The sequence below is a fragment of the Corynebacterium phoceense genome (genome assembly GCF_900092335.1).
GTDB classification, from domain to species: Bacteria; Actinomycetota; Actinomycetes; order Mycobacteriales; family Mycobacteriaceae; genus Corynebacterium; species Corynebacterium phoceense.
Window position 1 is genome coordinate 1743545 of sequence record NZ_LT596208.1, and the last position, 24419, is coordinate 1767963.

Below are 24419 nucleotides of genomic sequence, written 5' to 3' on the forward strand. Positions count from 1 at the left end.
CCCGCAGCGCCTCGGGTCCGTCGGCGGCACCCACGCGCCCACCGTTGCGGCGCACGCCCTCATCCGTGGCAAAGCCGAGCAGCGCCGCCCCCGGGGCGGTCGAGGTATTGATGACCGAGTGCCAGCGCGCGTGTTCCGGTCCGGGTCCGTCGTTGCGGCCGGTCCATGCAGGAGCGGGAGTAAACAAGGTGCCTCCTTGGTCGACGTCATGGCCAGCTTAAAGTGCGCGTGCGCTGCGCGCACCGCCTGCGGGATCTAATCGTCTGAAATTTCAGACTCTACCGCTAGACTTGCCTTCCATGTCGTCTTCCCGCGTTCCCGCAGCCCGCCACGCACTCGACATCCTGCGGCTGCTGTCCACCATCGACGTGCCCATTTCTGCGAGCCGCATTCGTCGTGAACTCGACTTACCCCGTTCGAGCACGTATCACCTACTCAATGAGATGGTCGCCGCCGGCTTTGTCGTGCACATTCCGGAAAATCAGACCTACGGATTGGGCATGGCGGCGTACGCAATGGCCTCGGCATATACGACACAGCAGCCGCTCGTGCGCGCAGCAACGAAGCCGCTCGAGAAGATCGCCGCGCTCGTGCACGGCTCGGGACACCTCTCCCGCATGGCTGGCTCCGAGATTGTCTATCTCCAGGAAGTTCGCTCCCCTGGTGCGGTCTCGCTCGTCACCGAAAAGGGCGTGCGCCTTCAAGCTCACCGCACCGCATCCGGCCGCGCAATGCTCGCCCAGCTTCCCGATGCCGAGGCGCGCGCCGCGTACTCCACCTCCAGCGACGCCGGAGCCTTCCGGCAATTCCACGACATGCTCGCCCAGACTCGCGAGCGCGGTTGGGCCGAGGAGGTTGAGGAGGTCTCCCGCGGCCAAGAGTCCGTAGCCACCGCCATCGTCGATCACTTAGGCCGCCCGGCCGGGGCACTCGCCGTGACATTCCCACACGGCCGCGTCGATGCCGCCACACGCGCTGACGCCATCGAACAGCTCCGCGTCTCGGCTAAAAATATTTCAGCGAAAATGTTCGGATCGTAAACTTCTCCCTTACGCTGCGACGACCCCGTCGAGCCCACGCCATTTTTATGCAGGCTGCCACCCAGACAAACCCACAGGCCTTTCAAAAATGTGATAGCCATTACATTACACCGTTCAATCACATATCGCTGATTGACGGCACATCAGTTCCATCGAGCGAAAGGTATTCGCGAATGTCCAGTACAGGAAGCATTTCTGCATCACCCGATGGCCTGCTCATGGCCCTCATCCAGTACCGAGTTCCCATCGTCAACACCCCAGAAGATGTTCAGAAGAACGTCGACGAAATTTGCCGCCGCGTCGCCAGCACGAAAGCTGGGTACCCAGATCTCGACCTCATCGTGTTTCCGGAGTACTCGACTTCGGGCCTGAATACGAAAATCTGGTCGTACGATGAGTTCCTCATCGGGCTCGATGATCCCAAGGTCGATCAGTTCAAGCAGGCATGCATCGACAACGATGTGTGGGGCGTGTTTTCCATCATGGAGCCCAACCACGAGGAGGGAAAGCCGCCGTTTAACACGGCCATCATCATCGACAACGAGGGCAACATCGCGCTGCACTACCGCAAGCTGCAGCCGTGGGTGCCGATCGAGCCGTGGTACCCGGGCGACCTAGGCATGCCCGTCTGCGACGGCCCGAAGGGTTCCAAGCTCGCGGTGAATATCTGCCACGACGGCATGTTCCCCGAGCTCGCGCGCGAGGCCGCGTACAAGGGCGCCAACGTCTACATCCGCATCTCCGGCTACTCCACGCAGACCAGCGACCAGTGGATCATGACGAACAAGACCAACGCCTTCCAGAACTTGATGTTCACGGCGTCAGTCAACCTCGCCGGCTACGACAACGTCTTCTACTACTTCGGCGAGGGAAACGTCTGCAACTACGACGGCAATCTTATCGCCGAAGGCCACCGCAACCCAGACGAGATTGTCACCGCCGAGGTATTCCCCGCGCTCGCTGACAAGGCGCGCATCAACTGGGGACTGGAAAACAACATTTTCAACCTGGGCCGTCGCGGCTACGTTGGTTATCCCGGTGGTAAGACAGAGAATTACCTCACGTGGGTGAAGGATCTCGCGGACGGAAACTACCACCTACCGTGGGGCGACGATGTCCGCATCCGTGACGGGTGGAAATACTATCCAGACGGACCGCAGCTCGGCCCACTGCCGGACGAGTTCAAGCAGTAACGCACGCGCCACACACCCCTGGTACCGCATGGTCGAGCCATGCGGTACCAGCACTTTTTCTAAAATCCTCACGTCCCGGCACGTCGTGTGTGTAAGATAAACCCAACTCGTATCGGGCTGTCATACGAGAAACTCACCTTCCGCGATTCCGTGCATCGATAGCGCGGGATCTTCATTCCGCACGCATGCCGTGCGCTTTCGACTTACCCAAGGTGGCACACAATGACCGCAGCCCAGCCCGTCCCTCGCGAAGAACCCGCGTTAACACCAAAGCCGTCTGCCACGCAGAGCGTGCGCGCTTGGCGTCTCGTCCTCTACAGCGCCATTGGCTTATTCGTCTTCTTCTTTCCCATGACCTACCAGGGAAAACAATCCATTCCGCTCGACCACATGGTCACGGTCCTTCGCACTCACCTGTCTGCTGTGGTGCCGTGGATCATCGTCGCCCTCGCCGTGTACGGAACCTTGCGCGGCATCGTCACGAAGACGTGGGCACAAGGACCAGTGCAATTCGTCTTCGCCATCCTCAATGTGGTGGGCACCATCGTAGGACTCCTCATGGTCCTCGACCGCTTGCCGTGGGTTTTAGGCGACGAGGACCTCGTGCCGTTCCTATGGAATTCCATCGCCGTCCCCGTGGGACTCATCGTTCCCATCGGTGGTGCTTTCTTAGCCTTCCTCATTGGTTTCGGGCTCATGGAATTCGTCGGTGTGCTCATGCAGCCCGTTATGCGCCCGCTGTGGAAGACACCTGGTCGCTCCGCGATCGATGCCGTGACCTCCTTCGTTGGGTCCTACTCGCTTGGCATCCTCGTCACAGACCGCGTGTACCAAAAGGGCGGATACACTGCCCGCGAGGCCGCCATCATCGCGACCGGATTTTCCACCGTGTCCGCCGCGTTCATGGTAATCGTCGCCAAGCAGCTCGATTTGATGAATGTCTGGGGTCTCTACTTCCTCGTTACGCTCATCGTCACCTTTGTTGTCACCGCCATGACGGTATACCTCCCGCCGCTGCGCACTCTTCCCGACGAGTACTACGAGGACGCCCACCCGTCACCCGAGCGCCCCGTGTCGGGCAATCGTCTCAAGGAAGCATGGGCGCAGGCCAAGGAAGCACTTGTCAACGCCCCTCCGCTGGGCAAGTCCATCGCAGAAAACTTCGCTGACGGTATCCGATTGTCCGCGGCCATCGTCCCTTCGATTCTCTCTGTCGGCTTGCTCGGTCTGCTCCTCGAGCGCTTCACTCCGGTCTTCGACTGGATTGGGTACCTGTTTTATCCCTTCGCGTGGGTCGTGCAGCTGCCCGACCCCCTCCTCGCAGGGCGCGCCGCCACGATGGGCATCGCCGAAATGTTCCTGCCAGCCACCGCAGTCGCGGGTTCGGACGACATGGTGCTCAAGTTCGTCATCGGCGTCGTCGCGGTCTCCGCGATTATCTTCTTCTCGGCGCTCGTGCCGTGCATCATGGCCACGAAGATTCCAGTGAAGCTCTCGCACCTCGTCATCATCTGGTTCGAACGCGTGGCCCTTACCATCCTCATCGCAACCCCCATCGCCCACCTGCTGTTCTAACGAAGCACACCCAGCACCCCTGCCCTGTGCAGGGGCGCTGTCGTTTTTCACGCGGACCACCGCCGCGTGCGAGGAATGTTGTGTACTATAAGCGCCAACGCGTCTGGCTGTCGCGCGAGAAATCCATCCATTCCCTGCCGGGGTGCACTGGAGTGCATTCACCGGTGGTGCGTCCACGCACATCATCCGCGATAAGGAGCCAGATATGTCCCACGCTGCTACTTCCCAGACCGTGTCCGTCGGCATCGGCGCACTGACCATTGACGAGGTCGTCGCCGTCGCCCGCTACGGCGCGAAGGTAGAAATCACTTCCGAGGCGCTTGCTGAAGTCGAGGCGACGCGTGAGCGCGTCGAGGAACTCGCCCAGGATCCCACGCCGGTCTACGGCATCTCCACTGGATTCGGCGCGCTGGCGCGTCGCCACATCCCGGAGGAGATGCGAGCCCAGCTGCAGCTGTCGCTCGTGCGCTCTCACGCCGCGGGCACCGGACCAGAGGTCGAGGAAGAAGTCATCCGCGCGCTCATGCTCCTGCGTCTGTCCACGCTGTGTACAGGCCGGACCGGCGTGCGTCCCGTCGTCGCGCAGACGTACGCGGACGTGCTGAACGCAGGCATCGTGCCGGTCGTGCGCGAGTACGGATCGCTGGGCTGCTCCGGCGACTTGGCGCCACTCGCCCACTGCGCCCTGGCGCTACTCGGCGAGGGCGAGGTCCGCGTGAACGGCGAACTCCAGGACGCGGGCGAGGCCCTCAAGGCCGCAGGCATCGAGCCGCTCGTCCTGCGCGAGAAGGAGGGCCTAGCGCTCATCAACGGCACGGACGGCATGCTGGGCATGCTGTGCCTGGCCATTACCGATCTGCGCCAGCTCGCCAAGACCGCGGACATCGCGACGGCGATGACGGTCGAGGGCCTGCTGGGCACGCTCGTCGTCTTTGCCGAAGACCTCCAGGAGCTGCGCCCGCATCCGGGTCAGGCGGCCGCGGCGGCGAACATCCTCAAGGTCGCAGAAGGCTCGGAGATCCTCGCCGCGGCGCTCGAAGAGTTCAAGAAGAACCAGGTTCAGGACGCCTACTCCGTGCGCTGCGCGCCGCAGGTCGCCGGCGGCTTCCGCGACACCATCGAACATGCCGCCACCGTCGCGGGCCACGAGCTCGCCGCTGCCGTGGATAACCCCGTCGTCGCCAAGGACGGCCGCGTGGTGTCCAACGGCAACTTCCATGGGGCGCCGGTCGCTTACGTGCTCGACTTCCTCGCGATCGTCACAGCGGATCTCGCCTCCATTTCTGAGCGCCGCACCGACCGCTTCCTCGATCCCGCGCGCAACCGCGGCCTCAACGCCTTCCTCGCGGACGACCCAGGCGTCGACTCCGGCCACATGATCGCGCAGTACGCCCAGGCCGGCATCGTCAGTGAACTCAAGCGCCTGGCCAACCCGTCCTCGGCGGATTCCATCCCGTCGTCAGCCATGCAAGAAGACCACGTCTCCATGGGCTGGTCCGCCGCGCGCAAGCTGCGCAAGTCCGTCGACGGACTGCAGCGCGTGCTGGCCATCGAGATCCTCACTGCTGCCCGCGCCATCGACATGCGCGACGGCGCGCCCGCGAAGGGAACCGGCGCGGTCATCGAAAAACTACGTGAGACTGTCCAGGGTGCAGGCACCGACCGCTTCCTCTCCCCCGAGATCGAGGAGACGGTACGTCTGGTCAAGGCAGGGACGCTGCTGGACGCGGTAGAAGGCGGCATCGGAAAGCTGCGCTAGGCAGGAGGGCCCATGTGGGCCCTTTTTTGCGGCCCTCTGGGAGTCTCGTATCCCAGACACCCAACCCTGCAAGCGCCTCGTGCATCAACATCACAGACGCTACCTTTGTGAGACATGCGCCACGGTAGAAGGGGACAGCCCCGGGTAACCGGCCCTGCAACCACGCGCAGCTTACCTGTCGAAGAAAGGAACTCCCATGTCTGCACCCCGTGAAGTCCGCGCCCCGCGCGGCACGACGCTCAACGCCAAGTCTTGGCAAACTGAAGCACCGCTGCGCATGCTCATGAACAACCTGGACCCTGAGGTCGCCGAGCGCCCCGAGGACCTCGTGGTCTACGGCGGCACTGGCCGCGCCGCACGCTCGTGGGAGGCTTTCGACTCCATCGTCGACGCGCTCAAGGACCTGGAATCCGATGAGACCCTGCTCGTCCAGTCCGGCAAGCCCGTGGGCATCTGGAAGACCAACGAATGGGCGCCGCGCGTGCTCATCGCCAACTCCAACCTCGTGGGCGACTGGGCCAACTGGGAGCACTTCCGCAAGCTCGAGGACGAGGGGCTCATGATGTACGGCCAGATGACGGCCGGGTCCTGGATTTACATCGCCACGCAGGGCATCCTCCAAGGCACCTTCGAGACCTTCGCCGCCGTCGCGCGCAAGCGCTTTGGCGGCACACTCGCCGGCACGCTGACTCTCACCGGCGGCTGTGGCGGCATGGGCGGCGCCCAGCCGCTCTCGGTCACGCTCAATGGAGGCGCGGTGCTCATCGTCGATGTGGACGAGACCCGCCTCAAGCGCCGTCAATCCAAGCGCTACCTCGACGAAGTGACGACGGATCTGGACGAGGCCCTGAAGCTCGTGCTCGCCGCGAAGGAAGAAAAGCGTGCGCTCTCGGTCGGTCTGGTGGGCAACGCCGCCGACGTTTTCCCGGAGATGCTGCGCCGCCAGCGCGCCGGCGAATTTACCGTCGACATCGTCACGGACCAGACGTCCGCGCACGATCCGCTCTCCTATCTACCCACGGAGATCCGCGTCGAGGATTGGCACGCCGAGGCCAAGGCAGACCCGACGACCTTTACGAAGAAGGCCCGCGAGTCCATGGCCGCCCAGGTGCAGGCCATGGTCGAGTTCCAGGACGAGGGCGCCGAGGTCTTCGACTACGGCAACTCCATCCGCGACGAGGCCCGCCACGCCGGCTACCAGCGCGCCTTCGAGTTCCCCGGCTTCGTGCCCGCCTACATCCGTCCGCTCTTCTGCGAGGGCTTGGGCCCGTTCCGCTGGGCCGCACTGTCGGGCGATCCGGAGGACATCAAGGTCACCGACCAAGCTTTGAAGGAGCTCTTCCCGGACAACGAGCACCTCCACAATTGGCTGGATGCCGCCGAGGAGTACGTCGAGTTCGAGGGCCTGCCCGCACGTATTTGCTGGCTCGGCTACAACGAGCGCCACAAGGCTGGCCTCAAGTTCAACGAGCTGGTCCGCGAGGGAAAAATCTCCGCGCCCATCGTCATCGGCCGCGACCACCTCGACTCCGGCTCTGTGGCCTCGCCCTACCGCGAGACCGAGTCCATGCTCGACGGCACCGATGCCGTCGCGGACTGGCCGCTGCTCAACGCCATGACGGCCGTGTCCTCCGGCGCGACCTGGGTGTCGATCCACCACGGCGGCGGCGTGGGCATGGGCCGCTCCATCCACGCTGGCCAGGTATCCGTCGCCGACGGCACGGAGCTCGCCGCGGCCAAGCTGCGCGCCGTGCTTACCAACGACCCGGGCATGGGCGTTATCCGCCACGTCGACGCGGGCTACACCCGCGCCAAGGAGGTTGCAGACGAGCGCGGTGTGCGCATCCCCATGGAATTCAAGGCGCGCGATTAATATGTCCACGCTCTTTACTGGAATCAGCGAACTGCGCACTGTCTCTTCCGCTGGCACGCTTGCCGATGCCGCCCTTACCGTCGCCGACGGCGTCATCACCTGGGTTGGCTCGGCTTCCGATGCCCCCGCGCAGGCTCCCGCCTGCGAGGAGACCATCGACCTCGGCGGCCGAGCCGTCCTGCCTGGCTGGGTCGACTCGCACACGCACATGGTCTTCGACGGCAACCGCGGCGCGGAGTTCGAAGCGCGCCTGGCCGGCTCGTCGTATGAGGCCGGCGGCATCGCGGTGACGATGGAGGCCACGCGCTCGGCCGGCGCTGACCGGCTCCGCGCGCTCGTCCGCGACCGCATCGCCGCCGGCCGCGCCGGTGGCACGACGACCTTTGAGACGAAGACCGGCTACGGGCTCAACACGGCCTCGGAGGTGGAATCCGCGCAGATTGCCGCCGAGTTCGCCGACGATGTGACGTTCTTAGGCGCCCACCTCGTCCCGCCGGGTGCCGACGCCGACGAGTACCTCGACGAGGTCGTCGGTCCGATGCTCGACGGCGTGGCACCGTACGTCCAGTGGATCGACGTCTTCTGTGAGCGCGGCGCCTTCAACGAGTCACAGTCCCGCCGCATCCTGGAGGCCGGCATCGCCCGCGGTCTGGGTGTGCGCGTCCACGGCAACCAGCTGGGCGACGGCCCGGGCGTCCAGCTCGCCGTCGACCTTGGCGCGGCGAGCGTCGACCACGTCAACTACGTTACGGACGCGGACATCGCGGCCCTTGCGAATTCTGATACCGTCGCAACACTCCTGCCCGCGTGCGATTTATCCACGCGCCAGCCGCTCGCTCCGGGCCGCCGGCTCCTCGACGCGGGCGCGACCATCGCCATCGCATCCAATCTCAACCCAGGCACCTCGTATACCTCGTCGATGAACTTCTGCGTGGCCACCGCGGTTCTGCAGCAACACCTCACGCTCGACGAGGCCATTGCCGCCGCGACGACCGGCGGTGCCAAGGCACTGCGCCGCCACGACGTGGGCGACGGCCGCGACTCCCAGGGCCGCCCGGCCAAGGGAACACTGGTGCCCGGCGCGGCCGCGGACCTCCACGTGCTCCAGGGTGCCTCCGCCATCGACTTGGCGTACCGCCCCGGCATGCCGCAGACGTACCAGACCTACGTCGCTGGAAAGCTGGTCTAGCGTTCATAACTCGTATGAGTTGCCGAAAATTTTCTGGTTTTCGCGCGACTCATACGAATTTCATTCTTTTCTTGACCGCACGCGCACCACCCGTCGCTAATTTTTCGCCTTGCACCTATAGCTGCCCGTCTTTAGCCAACTGCCGCGGCAATGGCCTCCGCCATCGCACGCTGCCCCGCCGCCGTGGGGTGCATGGGGTACGAGCCCGTCGCCTCGCCCGTGAAATCCACCCACGGCTCCGCCGAGCACCCAGTGTGCTCCCCCGCGCCCGCCGGCATCACGTACGTCGCGCCATGCCTCTCGGCGGCCGCGCGCACTTCCCCGTTGATGCGAGTGATCTGCTCCGCGAGCCACGCCGCGTCGGGCACGTCCGTACATGCGTCGTTGAGCAACGGCATGTACCCCGTGGCGACGACGCGCGCACCCGGTGCTCGTTGTTCAATCGCCACGTACACATCGTCCAGCCGCGCTGGCAGCTCTTCAAGCTCGCCCGCCACCTTCTCGCGCAGCCCCGCCGGGCACGCGTTCTCGAAGCACCGCGTCATGTCGATGAAGCTCACATCATTGCCACCGATGCTCAGCGTCACCAGGTCCGTCTCTTCCCCCAGCGCCGCCACCTGCGGCGAGCCTTCCGATGCCGCCGTCCCCAACGCCGTCTTCTCCCCCACGTCCGCGGTCACGGCGCCTTGGCACGACGCGTTGACGAAATCTTCCACTCCCAGCGCGTCCGCAAGGAGAACAGGGTACGAATCCGCCGCGACGGCACAGGGGTCGCCGGGATCCGTGACAGCGCGCGAGCCCATCGCGGCATAGGAATCCCCGAGAGCGACATAGTGCACCGGTTCCTCGACCGGCGTTGTCAACGTCATCTGCTCAGACGCGGTATCTGAGCTACATATCTGAGCTACATGCGGCAAGACACCCTGCAAGAATTAAGAAAGCGAGACCGATGAGCAGGCGATTCATAATTCTCCCGAGTTTAAGTACAAAGTGACCGCCTAGAACAGCGGAATCCCCGGTTGCTCTGCAAGCTCCGCTCGCAGCGACGGATTCGCCATGATGCACAGCCCCGCAGCAGTAAAGCGCACGCCGCCCAGTGGACTGGACGAGGTAAGGAACTTCGCGCACTGGTCCACCTTGCCGAAGGCTCCTGGGTAGGTGTCGCTCGGCGAGCCCATCGAATACACCGAGGCCACCGACATCGCGACCGGGTCACCGCGGAGCGCATTCGAACTACTCTTAATACCGGTCCACAGCACGGCGCCCAGCGGATCGGTGCGCCACTGGTCGCGTTCCTGTTGCGTCATATCGGACGATTGAGCAGAGGCGGCCACGGGTGCGAGCATACTCAAGCACAGCGCAGCCGCGGCGATGAGAGCGAGACGTTTCATGCTGCATAACCTAGCACTACAGAGCACGCTCTACGTCTGGTTTCAAGACGGCCGCGTACAAACACCCTTGGCGCGCCGCGCATTGTGCCTACGATGAGATAAACGACGTCTACCTTCTCTCACTCATGACCACATTCTCACTCAATTTCAAGCGCTGGGAGATCGACTCCAACTCCCCTGTCGCTCCTCTCGTCGGTACGAGGTTCCGGCGCGGAATTTATATTCTGGAATTCACTAACGGGGAACGCTACGTCGGCCTTACCGAAAAACATCGTCCAACGTTTCCGTACCCACGCACATGGTTCGAAGCATCACCCCCGCATGGACGGATATTTCTCCGCTCCGATTCGCCCGCGTTCCCCAGAAAGAGGCCCTCAGCCCGCTCGAGAAAGCCATGATTGCCGAGCAGCTCAACGAGCAGCAACGCCTTCGAAATCGCACGTTTAACTTTGACTCGAGCGAACACAGACCGCTGGATTTCACCATTAGCGTTGAGGAGCAAAAGCACTGGATTCAAGAAACCTGGGTCCGCGAAGCCTATAACTTTAGCCAGTTGCCCAATCTCGGGCCGCTCCCAAGCCCTAAAGTCCAACGTTCCACCGACGCAGAAACGTATGCCAAGATCCTGGCCGATCTCTCCTTCGCGCTGTCCGACATCATTCCGCTCGCGCCGGATACCGAGAAAGAGTTCTGGACGCTGACCGATCTCCCTTCGACGAATCGCAACAGCCGGTACGCCGCTATCAATACTGGCGTGGTGGAAATGCTCGTCCTGCTCAACGAGGAGTTCTATCCGATGGTCGGCGTCGACCATCTACCGGGGCCTTCCGGTTTCCTCAACGTCTCGCCCGGTGACGAGAACACCACCGATTTCATCACGGCCATGCGCAAGGCCAAGAAGCCCGGTCAGGTCCCCATCCAGTTCTCGATTCATCGTTACAAGCCGATTGAAGCGGTGCCCGTCTACTATCCCCTCGGCAGGCTCAGCGACGTTATGCACGAGCGCCCCGAGTTGCTGCAGGCGGCGCGCGAATTCGCCGTGAAAAATATGCGCTATCGCAACGGTGAGCTCTTCCGACGCTTCCATAGCCGCGCGCTTACGGACGCGGTGTACCAGCATCTCATCGATGTCGGAGGGACAACAAAGCGCGGCTAGAACGAGGATGCACCAGCGCCGGCAACGCCTAGCACCACCAGCTCCGCGACCGCGATGGGATCGTCGAAGTCAATCTCGAGAATCTCGGCGGCGTCAGCAATGCGCTTGCGCACGGTGTGTCGGTGGGTCTTAAGCGCATCAACGGTGCGCACATAGTGCCCGCCGTTGCGCAGATAGGCCTGCGGCGTCTGTGCATACTCGCTGCCGTGGGCCTCGTCGTACTCGCGCAACTTGCCCCAGGTTTCGGCGAAGCGGTGGGCGACGGCGACATCAACGCCTTCGTCGCCTAGCCAATTGAGCGTGCCAGGTTGCAAGCCAAAGGCGACCTTCTCCAAGTCACGGACAGTACATTCGCGCAGGCGCGACCACTCGAGGGGTGAGCCGACAACCATGCCGCACGATGGCGTCAAGCACGTCATTCGACGCGCGACCCGCATTGAGCATGTGCGAGACTTCCAAAATCTTCGTCGACATGCGCGCCACGTGCGGTTGGAATCAATGGTGTTTTCCAACAAGCGCAGCGCCGAAAGCTCGTCCTCCTGCAAAGGCGCGAGCAAATGATCAGGGATGGTTACCGAGCTGTTGAGTCTGCGCAGGATTTCGCTCAATGCTGACACAGCGTCCTCCTTTTCCTTCGCACACGACTGTGATGTGTGTCCATCTTGGCACACGCGGGGACGACGCACTGGCGCTTTCGGCACATTCCCACTCAATGTCGACTTCATTCCGGTCGTAAAAAGCTCATCGAGGTAGCGACGTGTGGCGGAATTTCCATCCCCTTCAATCGAAGCCGCAAAACTCCCCAGATACGAATAATGCTCCAGCACGGTCTACGACAGGCATTCCGCCGTGCTGAAGCATACTACCGGCGTCTAGTATCCAGCGTGCTAATGCTGTGTAGCGCACAGCATCAGCACGTCACGATGAGAATCACCGCCCCTCTCAGCGCTCCACTACTTCATGGAGGAAGCAGCCAAGACGTCCCTCACAATCTCCGCGATATGCTTCGCCTGCGCACCAGTACCCTGTTCGATCTGGGTGCGGCACGAGAAACCGTCAGCGATAACGATGGAGCCTTCCTTCGTAGCCTTACGAACTTTGGGGAAGAGCTCTCGCTCGCCGAGCGCCATGGAGACCTCCGCGTGACCCTTCTCGAAGCCCCAGTTGCCGGCAAGGCCGCAACACCCTGTGGCGATTGACTCGTCGCTGATACCGAGGGCATCGAGAAGCTGCTGCGATTGAGACGGATCACCCAGCGACTTCTCATGGCAATGGACCTGGGTAAGTGCCGAGACATCGCCCGGAACGATCTTTCCTTCAGCAACGAGCTCCTTGATGCGCGGGACGACAAACTCGGAGAACTGCGTGGTCGCTTGCGCGAGGCGCTTGATGTCAGGGTTCGGGGAAAGCTCGGTCGCCTCAGAGCGCAACATGACGGTGCACGAAGGTTCCACACCGATGACGGGTAGACCACGGTCAAGGTAAGGCTTCATTACCTTCGCGGTCTGCTCCAGCACACGCTTGGTCATATCGAGCTGTCCGGTGGAGTGCCACGTCAAGCCACAGCAGACAAACTCCTGAGGAATTTCCACCGTGTAGCCCAGCGCTTCGAGTACCTCAACTGCGGCCGTAGCCGGCGACGTGCCGAGCGAAGAGTTGAAGGAGTCCGGCCACAGCACGACCGTCATCGAGTCATCCCGCTGGGGTTGTACACGCTTGGCATGCCACGTGCGCAGCGAGGTATGCGCGAAATGGATGAGCGGACGGTTGGGGTCGAGCCCACCCACACGTGCGATGAGCTTATCCAAGCCCTTCGTGGACATCGCCTTATCGATGAGCGTTGGTACCAACGGAATCTTGTGCGCGACATAGCCCAACAGCGGCAGCCAGCCCATGACGTAGTGCGCACCCGGGCGCAGCTTGCCCTTGTAATGCTCGTGGAGGAACTCCGCCTTGTACGTCGCCATGTCGACGTTTACGGGGCACTCGGAAACGCAAGCCTTGCAGGACAGACACAGGTCAAGGGCCTCCTCGACTTCCTTGGATTGGAATCCATCCTTGATGGATTCACCACGGAACATCTCGGAAAACAAGCGGGCACGGCCGCGGGTTGAATGGATTTCATCGCCGGTGATCTGGAAGGACGGGCACATGGAGCCGGTCTCAGAGCGACAGGCGGACACGCCCACGCAGCGATTGATGGCGTTGACCATCGATCCCTTGTCGTGACTAAAAGCATGGACTGGGGTGAGCTCGAAGGTGCGCTGGCCGGGCGCCATGCGCAGGCCCTGATCCGTGGCATCCGCCCACACAAGCACGCCGGGATTAAAGAGCTTGTCGGGGTCGAAGATGAGCTTGAATTCCTCGAAGACGCGACGCATTTCCGCCGAGTACATACGGTCTAGGAGCGCAGAACGTGCGCGGCCATCGCCGTGCTCGCCCGACAGCGATCCACCGTGAGAAGACACGAGCTCCGCGGCGTCCTCCATGAACGCCTTGAACTGGCGCACACCTTCCTCGGTACCGAAGTCGAAAGAGATACGCACGTGCACGCAGCCCTCACCGAAGTGACCAAACGGAATGCCGCGCAGAGAGTATTTATCCATGAGAGCGTAGAGATCGCGTAGATATTCGGCGAGATTTTCCGGTGGCACGGCAGAGTCCTCCCAGTTCGGCCAAGCCTCACCGCCATCAGGTAGGCGCGTGACGATGCCCGCTGATGCCTCACGGATACGCCACAACCCGCGCATCTCCGCGTGTTCATGGACGATGACGTGGTCCACAGTCTCAACGGACGCCGCGACGTCTTCGGCCAGCGTCAACGCTTCCTCGAGAGTATCGCCACCGGTCTCGCAATAGAGCCAACCGCCAGCTTCGATGCCCTTACGGTTACCAGGCAGGTTTTCACCGGCATGCTCTTGGCCGACCTTGGAACGCAGCGCCCCGAGTAGGTCACCACCCATGCCCTCGATGGTCGCTACACCCGGCAGGCGCAGCTTCGCGGCCGCAGCCGCTGCATCGAAGACTGTCTCAAAGGCAAGCACGGCCAAGGCCTTGACCTTAGGAACCGGGACAAGCTTGACGGTGAGCTTGGTGATGATGCCCGTGGTTCCTTCAGAACCGGCAAGCGCCTTCGCCACGTCAAATCCCTTGCGGTCCAGCAGGTAGTGCAGGCCGTAGCCAGAGACCTGGCGAGGGAAACGGCCGAGTTCCGCCTCGATGAGCTCAGCGTTGTCGGCTACGAGCGCACGCAGTTTGGTCTCCAGTTCCGGATCGGAGCAGCCACCTTCGCTGAAAGTCACCTCACGCCCGTCGGCCAGCATGATGGTGACATCAATGAGGTTCTCCGCTGCAGTACCAAAGGCCACGGAGTGGGAGCCACACGCGTTGTTCGCAACCATGCCGCCTACAGTGCAGCGTGAGTGAGTTGAAGGATCTGGTCCATACGTCAGGCCGAACGGCACAGCAGCGTCACGCAGTGCGTCGCACACTACCCCCGGCTCGATGGTCGCTGTCCGTGCTTCCGGATCAATATCAAGGATGCGATTAAAGTAGCGAGAGGTGTCAATTATGAGTCCCTCGCCAATGGCATTGCCCGCCACCGAAGATCCGCCCCCACGGCCCACAACTTTCCATCCACGCTCGCGTGCAACCGAGATACCGTCGCGCACGTCATCAACGGTCTTAGGCTCGAGCACAGCCGCAGGAACGCGGCGGAAAATCGAGGCGTCCGAAGTGTACGCCGCGCGCGTGGTCATATCCATGCGCAACCCGGAACGCGCAATCTTCGCGTACACACTGGGTTCAAGGCGATCAAACTTGATGGTGCTAGTCATGGTCAGATGCTCCAAATCTTCACGAGGGCAACTCAACGCCGTATCTTGGGTAACATGTTACATGTTTCGTGGTTTCTGTAGGTAAAATTCTCCGAATGACCCCCTCTTCAAGCTCCCCCACTCCCCGAGTCACTGCGGCGCCCAACATGGCCACCCAGGTCATGAACCACGTCCGCGACTGCATTCACGACGGCACGATGTCGACCGGCAACTGGTACAGCGTGTATCAGCTCTCCGAGGAGTTAGGTATTTCCCGTTCCCCCGTGCGCGACGGCTTACTGCGTCTCGAAGAAGTTGGTCTCATCGAATTCGTCCGCAATCGTGGCTTCCGTATCGTCGAGTCTCAGCCTTCCGATGTCGCGGATATCTTCGACCTTCGATTAAGCATCGAGCCCAACGCCGCAGCTCGCGCTGCACGCGACCGCAGCGCGGACGAGCTCGCACACATGAAGGACATTATCGCGGCAATGAAGGTCAGCTGTACAGATGGCGACGAGAACGTTTTCTTCACGTGGGACCAAGAACTACACGACGCCATTTTGGCCGCCGGACATGCCCGCCGTGGCCGCGACATTCTATCGAAGCTGCGGACACATACGCGCCTGCTTTCGGATTCAACGGTGCGACGCTATCGGTCGCTCGAGCAAGTCCACTCCGAGCACCTCCCTATCATCGAGGCCATTGCCGTACGTGACAGCGAAGCAGCACACACAGCTATGACCGAGCACATCACCGCAACCGGCCGTCTGCTACTCGAGCAGGCGGTGAGCAAGAAGCATCCCGAATACTCAGAGGACGAATTATCGACCGCAATCGAAGAGATCTGGCAACAGCAAGTCGCACAGTTTTAAAGCAGGTCACACACTAGGACTGAGAGGGAAGTACATAAAGCGGGCGCCCGTGGATTGCTCCACGGGCGCCCGCTTCCAGCGTTAAGGACCTAGTGCTTGGTGCTCTGCGGCTTCGGGCGATAAGTCAGCACGAACGCGCAGACAGCACAGAGTGTGGCACAGCTGTAGGTAACCGGAGCAAGCCAATTCTCCACTCCGGAAACCACGTCGCCACTACCAATAACGATGCCGAAGGTCTGGGTGAGAATGATGCACACGCCGCCGATAAGAAACAGCGCCATGAATACGAAGAACAGCACTTGAAATGCGCTAAAGACCATTTTCATTTTTGGTTTCCCTTTCTTACTGAGCGACGTAGATGGGCAACCAACCCATTCCGATGAGCCAGGACAACGCGATCATCGGCAACACAAAATAAACAATGAGCGGCACGAACATCTTCGGCGGATTAGCATCCGCCATAGCTGCCGAGAGATAAATGGGTGCGCCAACCGGCGGGGAGGCTCCCTCAGTGGAGGTACACAGCAGGATGGCGACAATGGCAACAGTCGGGTCGAGCCCCACAGCTATTAAAGCCGCCATAGCTGGCGCACCGATAGCCGCCGCAGTTGCAGTCGAAGACAGTGGCGTGGCGACGAGGACTGCAAGGACGCCGACGACAATAAGCATGAGCCAGCGCGGCAGACTCATCGAGTCAAGTAGGCCAGACAGCTGCGGTCCGACGCCGAGTTCCTCCATAATCTTCGCTGCAGCCAAGGCAGCAAAGAGGGAAATTCCTACCGTGGCGAACTGATGCGCGTCCTGCTTAAGCTGAATACGGAAATGCTCGTTGTTGTTACGGATATGTTTCGCACCTTCGAGAAGCGCGATGAGCGTAATAAGAATCGGCACCCACACGATGATCGAGATCGACTTCACGGCATCCTTGCCCAATTGGGACGTGAGGTAACCGGCAACCGGGCCGATCGTGAGAATAACTGGGATGATGATTCCCAAGAAGATAGACGGCGAGCGCCAGCCTTCCTTCATCGCCTGCGCGAATGACTTGAGGTCTTCACGCGGAGTGGCCGCGATCTTATCGGTACGCGTCCACAAGAACACGACCGCCAAACGGTAAAGGACCGCGTAGGCGCCACCACATGCTAGAGCGACATAGACGCTTGAAGCCGATGCACCAGTAGCTGCTGGCAGCGCCAGGATGATAAACATCGTAGAGTTCGGCGGCAACGCGACGCCGAGTCCGGAGTTGCCAGCGACGAGCGTCGCGGCGCGTTCCGAAGACCACCCAGCACGCTTCATCCATGGGATAGTCACCGAGCCAACCGTTGCAGAGTTTCCAGCGGTTGAACCAGCAATAAGGCCAATCATCGCAGAACCCAGTGTCGAGACGTACGCAGCGCCGCCACGCAACCGACCGAAGATGGAGTTCAAAATTTCAATGAGACGGTCGATGAGACCCGTCGACTGCACGACAATGCCCATGAACACGAAAGCCATACCTGCGAACGTGACCTCTGATTGCGCCGCACCAAAAACTGCTTTGCCCAGCATCGCGGGGGCATGGGTGCCGCCCAGCAATGCCGTGGCAATGAGGGCTACGACCAGAGACTCCGAAATCTCGCGCTTAAGGGCGGTGTTCATAATCACCGTCACCGCGATAAAGACCACAAGGGCTGCGATGCCCATATGCGCCTCCTTATAGTGCTCCAATTAAGTGATACGAGTCACCGTAGCATGTTACACGTCACACGTTTAAAGTTTGCTAATTTTCAAACACCCCCGAATACCCCACTTCTTCGGTGCTAAACCACGAAGAATGCACGGGTTCCCCTCCATCAGTGACTGAAAACAAAGAAAGCCGGGGCGGTGCAACCACACCCCGGCACAATAGATACAGAAACTAAATCTGATGCTCCCCACTCAACAATTGCTCCACCGATTTGGCGCCACCGGCGGCGGCAAACTCGGCACGGGCGGCATCGAGAAGCTCCGGGTCTGCCAGAACGTCGAAGGCGGTCTGGGCGAGCCCCACGGCGGCATCGGCAGCGGCGGTGCGGGCGTTGTCGCTGATAGACCATTCGCGGAAGGCTTCGGTATGCAGGACGACATCGTCGGGCGAGACCTTGATAACGGGGTGGATACCGGGCACAAGGTGCGAGATGTTGCCAAAATCCGTGGACGCAGCGAGGGTCTCCGGAACGACGCCGGCAGGCAAGGCAACACGGCCGCGCAGGGACTGCGTGCGCGCCCACCGCTGTGCGAGGACCTCGTTGTTGCGCACCGGCAGTGACATGGGATTGAGGTCCCACTCGACGCGGTAGCCGCAGCCAGACATGAGTGCGGCACCCTGCATGATGTCGTCGACGCGGCGGGACAAATCGAGGAGGGTTTCCACCTCGCCCGAGCGCACGTAGAGGTTGAGCGAGGCATGTCGCGGGATGACGTTGGGTGAATCGCCGCCGTCCTCGATAATCGCGTGGAGCCTATCCCCCGGCGGCATCTGTTGGCGCAAAAGTCCCAGGCCCTGGTATGCGAGTGTTGCAGCATCGAGCGCGTTGCGCCCCATGAATGGGCTTGCGGAGGCGTGCGCGGGCACGCCCTCAAACGTGATGGTGGCGCTGCGACGTCCCAGCCACACGTGTGAGGCGATGTCATAGCCGAAGCCGTGGACCATCATCGCGCAATCGACGCCGTCAAGGGCGCCGCCGCGAATCATGTATTCCTTCCCCGTATGCCCCTCTTCGGCCGGGGTCCCCAGCACGACGATGCGCCCCGCGGGCACCGTCTCTATCCGCTGCAGCGCCGCAGTGAGCGCGAGAAACGCGCCCACGCCCGCGGCCGCAATGATGTTGTGGCCGCACGCATGACCGATGCCAGGCAGAGCATCGTACTCAGCGAGGATAGCGACGGTGGGGTGCTTACTTTCGTCGAAATCGGGGCTTTGCCAGGACGCTTCAAAGGCGGTCCCGACGCCGTAGGCACCGCGCGTGACGGTGAAGCCGCGTTCTTCGATAATGTCCGCGAGCAGGGCGGAGCTGCGGTATTCCTCGAAGGCGGTCTCAGGATGTGCGTGAAGATCCGCCACGATGTGGTTAAGGGTGTCCGTGAGGTCCTCCACGCACTTTTCGATGAGATCCCACGCTGCAGTGGGTGCGGTGGGGGCGACGGCGGCCTCAATGACGCGCTCGATATCGCCCTCAAGCTGGCGATGCATCGCGTCGAGGTACGCCGTCGACGGCACAGTGGGATGTTCTTCAGGTGAATCAGCCATGCATTATCCCTCGATCATAATTCCGTTGCCCGGCCCCAGCGGCAGGTCCGCGTAGAACCAGATGGCGAGCAGGATGACCCATGCCGTGAAGAACGGGATGACGAAAGGAATAAGACGCGACATCAGCGTGCCCAGGCCCGCCTTCGGTTCGTAGCGCTGGAGCAGGCCCAGCATAACAATCATGTACGGGTTAAGCGGGGTGATGATCTGCGTCGCGGAGTCACCCACGCGGAACGCGGCCTGAATGAAGGCCGGCTCATAGCCCAGCAGCGCAAACATCGGGACGAAGACCGAGGCCATGAGCGTCCACATGGACGAACCTGAGATGATGAGCAGGTTGAGCAGCGAGGCCAGCACGATGAACGCGAGGACTGCCGGGAAGCCGGTGAGCCCGATGGATTCGAGGAAGGCCGCGCCATGGACCGCCGTGAAGGTACCGATGCCGGTCCATGCGAAGAGCGCGACGAACTGGCCAAGGATGAACGCGAGGACGAGGAAGGACAACATGTCCTTGAGCGAGCCAATCATCATGTCCACGACGTCCTTGACGTTCTTCACCGTGCCCACGTTGCGGCCGTAGACGATGCCCATGACGAGGAAGTAGAGGAAGACGATGAAGACAATGGAGCTCAGCAGCGGCGACTTGGGCAAGTAACCGCCCGTCTCGTTGCGCCACGGGGAGTCCGGGATGAGCGCTGCGAAGAGGATAACCGCGGTGACGATGACGGCCGCGAGGACCGAGAAGATGAGGCCACGCATTTCCTTCTTGGACAGTTCGGCACTGAGCTCTTCGCCGTTCTCGTCGCGGTCGCCGCGCTTGGCGGCCTCCTCCAGGTTGATGTGCTCCTCGGTGGGGACCTCCTGCTGCCACATGCGCTTCTCAATGACCTTGTCGATGATGAAGCCGGCCACGATGCCGAGGACAATCGAGCTCGTGATGTTGAAGAAGTAGTTACTCACCGCGTTGACGTCCGCGAACTGAAAATTCGGCAGCGTCTGCATGACGGCGTTGGTGATTCCGGCGAAGAGGGCATCCAAACTCGTGGGCACGAGTGCTGTGGAGTAGCCCGCGCCGACGGCCGCAAAACCGCCGATGAGACCCGCGACCGGGTGGCGGCCCGCCGCCTTAAAGACCATCGCGGCGAGCGGCGGCACGACGACGAACGCGGCATCCGCCATGACGGACGCAGTGACGCCGATGACGCCGACCGCGTACGGCAGCAGCGTGGGATGCGCCGAGCCGAAGAGCTTGCGAATGAGCGCGGAGAGCATTCCGGAGCGCTCCGCCACGCCGACGGCCAGCAGGATGGGAAGCACCGTGAGCAGTGGCGGGAAACCAATGTAGTTCTCACCCAGCGTCGTGGTGAACCACGCCATGCCTTCGCCCGTAAACAGGCCCTTGATGGCCAGTTCCTCATCGCTGCCCGGAACCATGACTTTCGTGCCATTCCACGCGAGGATAGACGAGGCTACCGCCGTGATGACGTAGAGAATGAGGAAGATAGTAAACGGCTCGGGCAGCTTGTTGCCTACTGCTTCCACGCCGTTGAGGAATGTATCGAGCCAGCCGCCCGATTGTCGTTGCGCGGCGGCCTTCTTCTAGGAACGGTCCTCGGCGCGCGGCGCACCTTCGGATGTCGGTGTTGCCATGGCTGGCTCCTTACATTCAGAGTCAATGACGTGACGGTAGAGACGAACTTCTTTCAGTGTGATACAAGTTACTCACTATGTGCGTGACTATAACCGACATCGCGCCGAAGTGCGCGAGTTCTGCGAAGTTCCTCTCCCCCATCACATCGCCCAATCCTCCCTGCCCGCACGTCAGTAGTTCCACGAAGGAAGGAGAACACTTCAGTAGAAGGAGTACGTCATGACATTTCAGTGGGGCACCAAGGATAAGGTCGCGTTGCTGGATTATGCGGAGGATGCGGTGACGGGGGCATCGGAAAGCTTGAGCGACGTGGAGCGTGGACAGCGTCGCGCCATCGGGAAACTCCATATCCCGATAGATAGTTTGGGTGAAAGGTGTGCCCCAGTGTGGAGAGGCATCCGTGTCGAGGGCAATGCGCAGCGCGTACGACATGGCTACACATTGTGCGGTAGATGGCCCCTCAAAAAGGCCATAGCCGCAGGTCGCGCTCTTCGCGGAGAAAAGCGCAACCTGCGGCTATGTCCAACCTCAATGGGCCAAGTAGCGACTAGGAACTACCGGCTCGCGACTTCCAGCAGCTCCAGCACATGCTGGTACTCGTGTCCAGTCGCACGCGACAGACCGAGCTCGCAGGTGCGGTTGAGCGAGGCGTGGTGCGCGGAGTCGATCTCCGCGACCTCCTTCGCCTCATCGCGCGTCGCCGAGGCGGTGAGCTCCGGGTGGAGCATGCCGCGGTCGCCGGCGTAGCCACAGCAGTTCCAGTCGGCGGGGATGTGGACCTCACGGGCGGCGGCCTTGGCGACGGTCTCGAGGTCACCGATGATGTCGAGGTGCTTCGAGGAGCACGTCGGGTGCAGCGTAATCGAGGAGACCTTGTGCTTGACCTCGAGGGTGGGCAGGATGTGCTCCACGGTGAAGGCCACGGCATCGATGACGGTAAGGCCCGCGGCTTCGGCCATGGCCTTGAAGCCTTCGGAGCAGGAGGAGGCATCGGAAAGCACGGGCAAACGGCCGTGATCCGTGGCGGCCATGAGGGAGGCTTGGACGCGCTTTTCCATGATCGCGTGGCCCTTCTTCATACCCTTCGAGGTCCACGGGGTGCCACAGCAGAGTGCATCGATGTCCTTGGGCACGCGGAGGCTCACGCCGGCGCGCTCGGCGAGGGCCACAAAGGCATCGGTAGCGCCGACGCCCGAGCCAGACGGGCCGAACATGGTGTTGACGCAGGCCGGAACGTAGACGGCAATGGGCTCGCCCGGCGCGCCGACATGCTCACCCAGACGCGAGCGCAGCTTGCCGCCCTTGCCCAGCTCCGGCTGGTACTCGGGCATGATGTCCTCGCCCACCAAGGCACGTGCGACATCGGTGACCTTTTGTACCAGGCCAGTAGGCAGGACGTTGACGCCGGTCAAGGCTGCCGATGCCACCGTGGGCACCGCCGGCCACGCCTTCGCCGCCCCAGCCCACACGGCACGGGTAACTTCTTGCTTGGCGCCGGTGCGCTGGGAGCGCAGCTTCTTCACGAACTTGCCGGTGTCGATGCCCACGGGGCAGGCGGTAACGCACATGGAGTCGACCGCACAGGTGTCGATGCCCTGGTACTCGTAGGCCTCGGCGAGCTCCTTGGCATCCTCTTCGCGGCCTTCGGCGCGGGCCTTGGCCATGGCGCGGCGCACGACGATGCGCTGGCGCGGAGTCATGGTGAGGTTGCGCGACGGACAGACCGGCTCGCAGTAGCCGCACTCGACGCAACGGTCGATGTCGATTTCGACCTCATGGTTGAGCTTGATGTTGCGGATGTGGGCCTCCGGGTCATCGTCGATGATGACGCCCGGGTTCATGGTGCCGCGCGGGTCAGCGGCGCGCTTGAGCTCCAGGTGGACGTCGTAGAGTTCGTCACCGTACTGGCGGCGCACATACGGTGCCATGGCGCGGCCGGTGCCGTGCTCGGCCTTGAGGTTGCCGCCAGCGGCGAGGATGAGGTCGACCATGCCCTCGTTGAAGTTGTTGTAGCGGCCCAGTGCCTCGTCGCCCTCAAAGCGGTCCGTGAGCAGGAAGTGGATATTGCCGTCCTTGGCGTGGCCGAAGATGACGGCATCGTCGTAGCCGTACTTTTTGAACAGCTCTTGGAGAGACTCACACGTCGGCGCAAGATCTGGAACTGGCACCACGACGTCCTCGAGCAGCGCCGTCGTGCCGGACTTACGAGCGCCGGCGACGGAGGCGTAGAGGCCGTTGCGGAAGGCCCATGCCACCGCGCGGTCCACGCGGTCCTGGGAGAACTCCGCCGGTGCGCGCAGCGGCAGCTCACGCAGGAGCGCCGAGCCCTTGTCCTGGAGGCAGCGTAGTTCCTCTTCCTCGTTGGCGTGATACTCGATGAGCAGCGCGGCCTGCTTGTCCACGTCGAAGCCCGTGATCGCCGCAGGCACGCCCTTCAATTCCTGGCCCACGCGGATAGACGAGGAGTCCATGAGCTCCAGCGTCGCAGCGCCAGAATCCAGCAGGTCCGGCAGTGCGCGCGTCGCGGAATCCAGGTCGTCGAAGACCGCGACCGTGGTGGTGGCGAATTTGGAAATGGGCACGGTGCGGAAGACAGCCTCGGCGACGAAGGCGAGGGTTCCCTCGGAGCCGATGAGCAGGTGTTCGAAGAGCTTGACCGGATCCTCAAAGTCGAGGAAGGAGTTGAGACCGTAGCCCATCGTGTTCTTCAGCCCGAAGTGGCGGCGGATGATGTCCACGGACTCCGGGTTGTCGTTGACCCGGCGGCGCAGGCGCTCCAGCGTCTCCACGAGCTCCGGCTCCTGGGCCTTGAACTGCGCGTTGGCGTCCTTGTCCGCGGTATTGATCATCGTGCCGGACGGCAATATGAACGTCATGGATTCGAGCGTGCGGTACGTGTTGAATTCGGTGCCACACGCCATGCCGGACGAGTTATTCGCGACGACGCCGCCAATGGTCGCAGCCGAGCTCGAGGCCGGGTCCGGTCCAAGCTTGTAGCCCCACAGCTGCAGGCGCGCATTGACTTGGCGGACTGTCGCACCCGGCTGCACGCGCACGCGCTTGCCTTGGTCGAGGACCTCCACGTCCTTGAAGTGGCGGCGGGTATCGACCAGAATGCCGTCACCCGAGGCCTGGCCGGCCAGCGAAGTGCCGCCGGAGCGCAGCGTCACCGGCTTGCCATCGCGCGCGGCGGCTTTGAACACCGCGGCGACCTCGGCCGCATCTTTCGCGACGACGACGGCCTCCGGCATTTGATAGTAGTGGGACGCATCCGAGGCGTACTTCACGCGCTCCACGAGCTGCGTGCGAACATCCTGGGCGGGCAGGGACTTATCCAAAACAGGCGTGGTCATGTGCTTCATCGTAGGAGCTCAAACCTACTTGAACGATGAAGTATTGCCTTAGTTTTACCCCGCTTAGGGGGCTGCCACAGGGCCGCTTGTGGCCTTCTGGGTCTAGCCCAGCCCCTGCAGCGCGGCTGTATCGTGTGCACCGCCAAGCTAACCATCACTGTGGTCGAACACCGACCACATCTGGGTGCGCTCCCGGATCATGACCATGACCGGAAACCTCGCGGCCGCGTGGGGAACACCTCGACGATTTCGAAGGCACCGAATACTCCCGCGTCGAGGTC

Annotated in this window: 17 protein-coding genes and 1 pseudogene; 8 read left to right on the plus strand and 10 right to left on the minus strand. The window is 62.2% G+C overall.

All coding sequences use genetic code 11. From position 1 onward, the window contains the following. Positions 1 to 187 (minus strand): annotated as a pseudogene (locus BN9444_RS15275) (formimidoylglutamase); the annotation flags it as partial. 112 nt (positions 188 to 299) lie between these two features. On the opposite strand from BN9444_RS15275, the gene BN9444_RS12455 reads away from it, so the two are divergent. The 6 genes from BN9444_RS12455 to hutI all read left to right on the plus strand — a co-directional run bounded on the left by BN9444_RS12455 (position 300) and on the right by hutI (position 8629). Then, positions 300 to 1040: an IclR family transcriptional regulator gene (locus BN9444_RS12455; protein ID WP_068802036.1), complete on the plus strand. Its 741-nt coding sequence runs from the start codon at positions 300 to 302 to the stop codon at positions 1038 to 1040. Between the two features lie 173 nt (positions 1041 to 1213). Then, the gene (locus BN9444_RS12460) at positions 1214 to 2233 is read left to right on the plus strand and encodes a formamidase (protein ID WP_068802037.1); all 1020 of its coding nucleotides are present in this window, start codon (positions 1214 to 1216) and stop codon (positions 2231 to 2233) included. Between the two features lie 222 nt (positions 2234 to 2455). Continuing rightward, positions 2456 to 3808 carry a YjiH family protein gene (locus BN9444_RS12465; RefSeq protein WP_084759316.1) on the plus strand — a complete coding sequence of 451 codons (1353 nt, stop codon included), beginning with the start codon at positions 2456 to 2458 and terminating at the stop codon, positions 3806 to 3808. Between the two features lie 205 nt (positions 3809 to 4013). Continuing rightward, on the plus strand, positions 4014 to 5567 hold the full coding sequence (gene hutH / locus BN9444_RS12470) for a histidine ammonia-lyase (RefSeq protein WP_068802038.1): 1554 nt from the start codon (positions 4014 to 4016) through the stop codon (positions 5565 to 5567). A 196-nt stretch (positions 5568 to 5763) separates the two neighbouring features. Next, positions 5764 to 7440 (plus strand): urocanate hydratase, encoded by a 1677-nt coding sequence (locus tag BN9444_RS12475; RefSeq protein ID WP_068802039.1) that lies wholly within the window; start codon positions 5764 to 5766, stop codon positions 7438 to 7440. A gap of 1 nt (position 7441) precedes the next feature. Next, positions 7442 to 8629, plus strand: coding sequence for an imidazolonepropionase (gene hutI, locus BN9444_RS12480; protein WP_068802040.1), 1188 nt, complete (start codon positions 7442 to 7444; stop codon positions 8627 to 8629). Positions 8630 to 8760: 131 nt separating this feature from the next. On the opposite strand, the gene BN9444_RS12485 is transcribed toward hutI, so the two are convergent. Next, positions 8761 to 9498, minus strand: a complete 738-nt coding sequence (locus BN9444_RS12485) for an SGNH/GDSL hydrolase family protein (RefSeq protein WP_084759317.1) — start codon at positions 9496 to 9498, stop codon at positions 8761 to 8763. Between the two features lie 129 nt (positions 9499 to 9627). Beyond that, positions 9628 to 10020 carry a hypothetical protein gene (locus BN9444_RS12490; protein WP_068802042.1) on the minus strand — a complete coding sequence of 131 codons (393 nt, stop codon included), beginning with the start codon at positions 10018 to 10020 and terminating at the stop codon, positions 9628 to 9630. Positions 10021 to 10318: 298 nt separating this feature from the next. Here BN9444_RS12490 and BN9444_RS12495 point away from each other — a divergent pair, with 298 nt between their 5' ends. Further along, the gene (locus BN9444_RS12495; protein ID WP_141681554.1) at positions 10319 to 11176 is read left to right on the plus strand and encodes a hypothetical protein; all 858 of its coding nucleotides are present in this window, start codon (positions 10319 to 10321) and stop codon (positions 11174 to 11176) included. Here BN9444_RS12495 and BN9444_RS12500 read toward each other — a convergent pair. Continuing rightward, the gene (locus tag BN9444_RS12500) at positions 11173 to 11586 is read right to left on the minus strand and encodes a helix-turn-helix domain-containing protein (RefSeq protein ID WP_230384216.1); all 414 of its coding nucleotides are present in this window, start codon (positions 11584 to 11586) and stop codon (positions 11173 to 11175) included. The two genes, BN9444_RS12495 and BN9444_RS12500, sit on opposite strands and share 4 nt — an antisense overlap. 543 nt (positions 11587 to 12129) lie before the next feature. Further along, positions 12130 to 15012, minus strand: a complete 2883-nt coding sequence (locus BN9444_RS12505) for an FAD-binding and (Fe-S)-binding domain-containing protein (protein ID WP_068802045.1) — start codon at positions 15010 to 15012, stop codon at positions 12130 to 12132. Positions 15013 to 15107: 95 nt separating this feature from the next. Here BN9444_RS12505 and BN9444_RS12510 point away from each other — a divergent pair, with 95 nt between their 5' ends. Beyond that, complete coding sequence (locus BN9444_RS12510) at positions 15108 to 15863, plus strand: GntR family transcriptional regulator (protein ID WP_068802046.1); 756 nt, start codon at positions 15108 to 15110, stop codon at positions 15861 to 15863. A gap of 89 nt (positions 15864 to 15952) precedes the next feature. On the opposite strand, the gene BN9444_RS12515 is transcribed toward BN9444_RS12510, so the two are convergent. The 5 genes from BN9444_RS12515 to BN9444_RS12535 form a co-directional block, all read right to left on the minus strand. Beyond that, positions 15953 to 16189: a hypothetical protein gene (locus BN9444_RS12515; protein ID WP_066491671.1), complete on the minus strand. Its 237-nt coding sequence runs from the start codon at positions 16187 to 16189 to the stop codon at positions 15953 to 15955. Positions 16190 to 16205: 16 nt separating this feature from the next. Further along, positions 16206 to 17549 (minus strand): TRAP transporter large permease subunit, encoded by a 1344-nt coding sequence (locus BN9444_RS12520; RefSeq protein ID WP_068802047.1) that lies wholly within the window; start codon positions 17547 to 17549, stop codon positions 16206 to 16208. A gap of 214 nt (positions 17550 to 17763) precedes the next feature. Then, positions 17764 to 19134, minus strand: coding sequence for a M20 family metallopeptidase (locus BN9444_RS12525; RefSeq protein ID WP_068802048.1), 1371 nt, complete (start codon positions 19132 to 19134; stop codon positions 17764 to 17766). Positions 19135 to 19137: 3 nt separating this feature from the next. Continuing rightward, positions 19138 to 20676, minus strand: coding sequence for an AbgT family transporter (locus tag BN9444_RS12530; protein WP_068802049.1), 1539 nt, complete (start codon positions 20674 to 20676; stop codon positions 19138 to 19140). A gap of 663 nt (positions 20677 to 21339) precedes the next feature. Beyond that, complete coding sequence (locus BN9444_RS12535) at positions 21340 to 24138, minus strand: FAD-binding and (Fe-S)-binding domain-containing protein (protein ID WP_068802211.1); 2799 nt, start codon at positions 24136 to 24138, stop codon at positions 21340 to 21342. Positions 24139 to 24419 lie beyond the last annotated feature (281 nt).

Bases quoted from the DNA above. Each gene is read 5' to 3' on its own strand.
- BN9444_RS12455 (WP_068802036.1), top strand. From the start codon at position 300: ATGTCGTCTTCCCGCGTTCCCGCAGCCCGCCACGCACTCGACATCCTG.
- BN9444_RS12460 (WP_068802037.1), top strand. From the start codon at position 1,214: ATGTCCAGTACAGGAAGCATTTCTGCATCACCCGATGGCCTGCTCATG.
- BN9444_RS12465 (WP_084759316.1), top strand. From the start codon at position 2,456: ATGACCGCAGCCCAGCCCGTCCCTCGCGAAGAACCCGCGTTAACACCA.
- hutH (WP_068802038.1), top strand. From the start codon at position 4,014: ATGTCCCACGCTGCTACTTCCCAGACCGTGTCCGTCGGCATCGGCGCA.
- BN9444_RS12475 (WP_068802039.1), top strand. From the start codon at position 5,764: ATGTCTGCACCCCGTGAAGTCCGCGCCCCGCGCGGCACGACGCTCAAC.
- hutI (WP_068802040.1), top strand. From the start codon at position 7,442: ATGTCCACGCTCTTTACTGGAATCAGCGAACTGCGCACTGTCTCTTCC.
- BN9444_RS12485 (WP_084759317.1), bottom strand. From the start codon at position 9,498: ATGACGTTGACAACGCCGGTCGAGGAACCGGTGCACTATGTCGCTCTC.
- BN9444_RS12490 (WP_068802042.1), bottom strand. From the start codon at position 10,020: ATGAAACGTCTCGCTCTCATCGCCGCGGCTGCGCTGTGCTTGAGTATG.
- BN9444_RS12495 (WP_141681554.1), top strand. From the start codon at position 10,319: ATGGTTCGAAGCATCACCCCCGCATGGACGGATATTTCTCCGCTCCGA.
- BN9444_RS12505 (WP_068802045.1), bottom strand. From the start codon at position 15,012: ATGACTAGCACCATCAAGTTTGATCGCCTTGAACCCAGTGTGTACGCG.
- BN9444_RS12510 (WP_068802046.1), top strand. From the start codon at position 15,108: ATGACCCCCTCTTCAAGCTCCCCCACTCCCCGAGTCACTGCGGCGCCC.
- BN9444_RS12515 (WP_066491671.1), bottom strand. From the start codon at position 16,189: ATGAAAATGGTCTTTAGCGCATTTCAAGTGCTGTTCTTCGTATTCATG.
- BN9444_RS12520 (WP_068802047.1), bottom strand. From the start codon at position 17,549: ATGGGCATCGCAGCCCTTGTGGTCTTTATCGCGGTGACGGTGATTATG.
- BN9444_RS12525 (WP_068802048.1), bottom strand. From the start codon at position 19,134: ATGGCTGATTCACCTGAAGAACATCCCACTGTGCCGTCGACGGCGTAC.
- BN9444_RS12535 (WP_068802211.1), bottom strand. From the start codon at position 24,138: ATGACCACGCCTGTTTTGGATAAGTCCCTGCCCGCCCAGGATGTTCGC.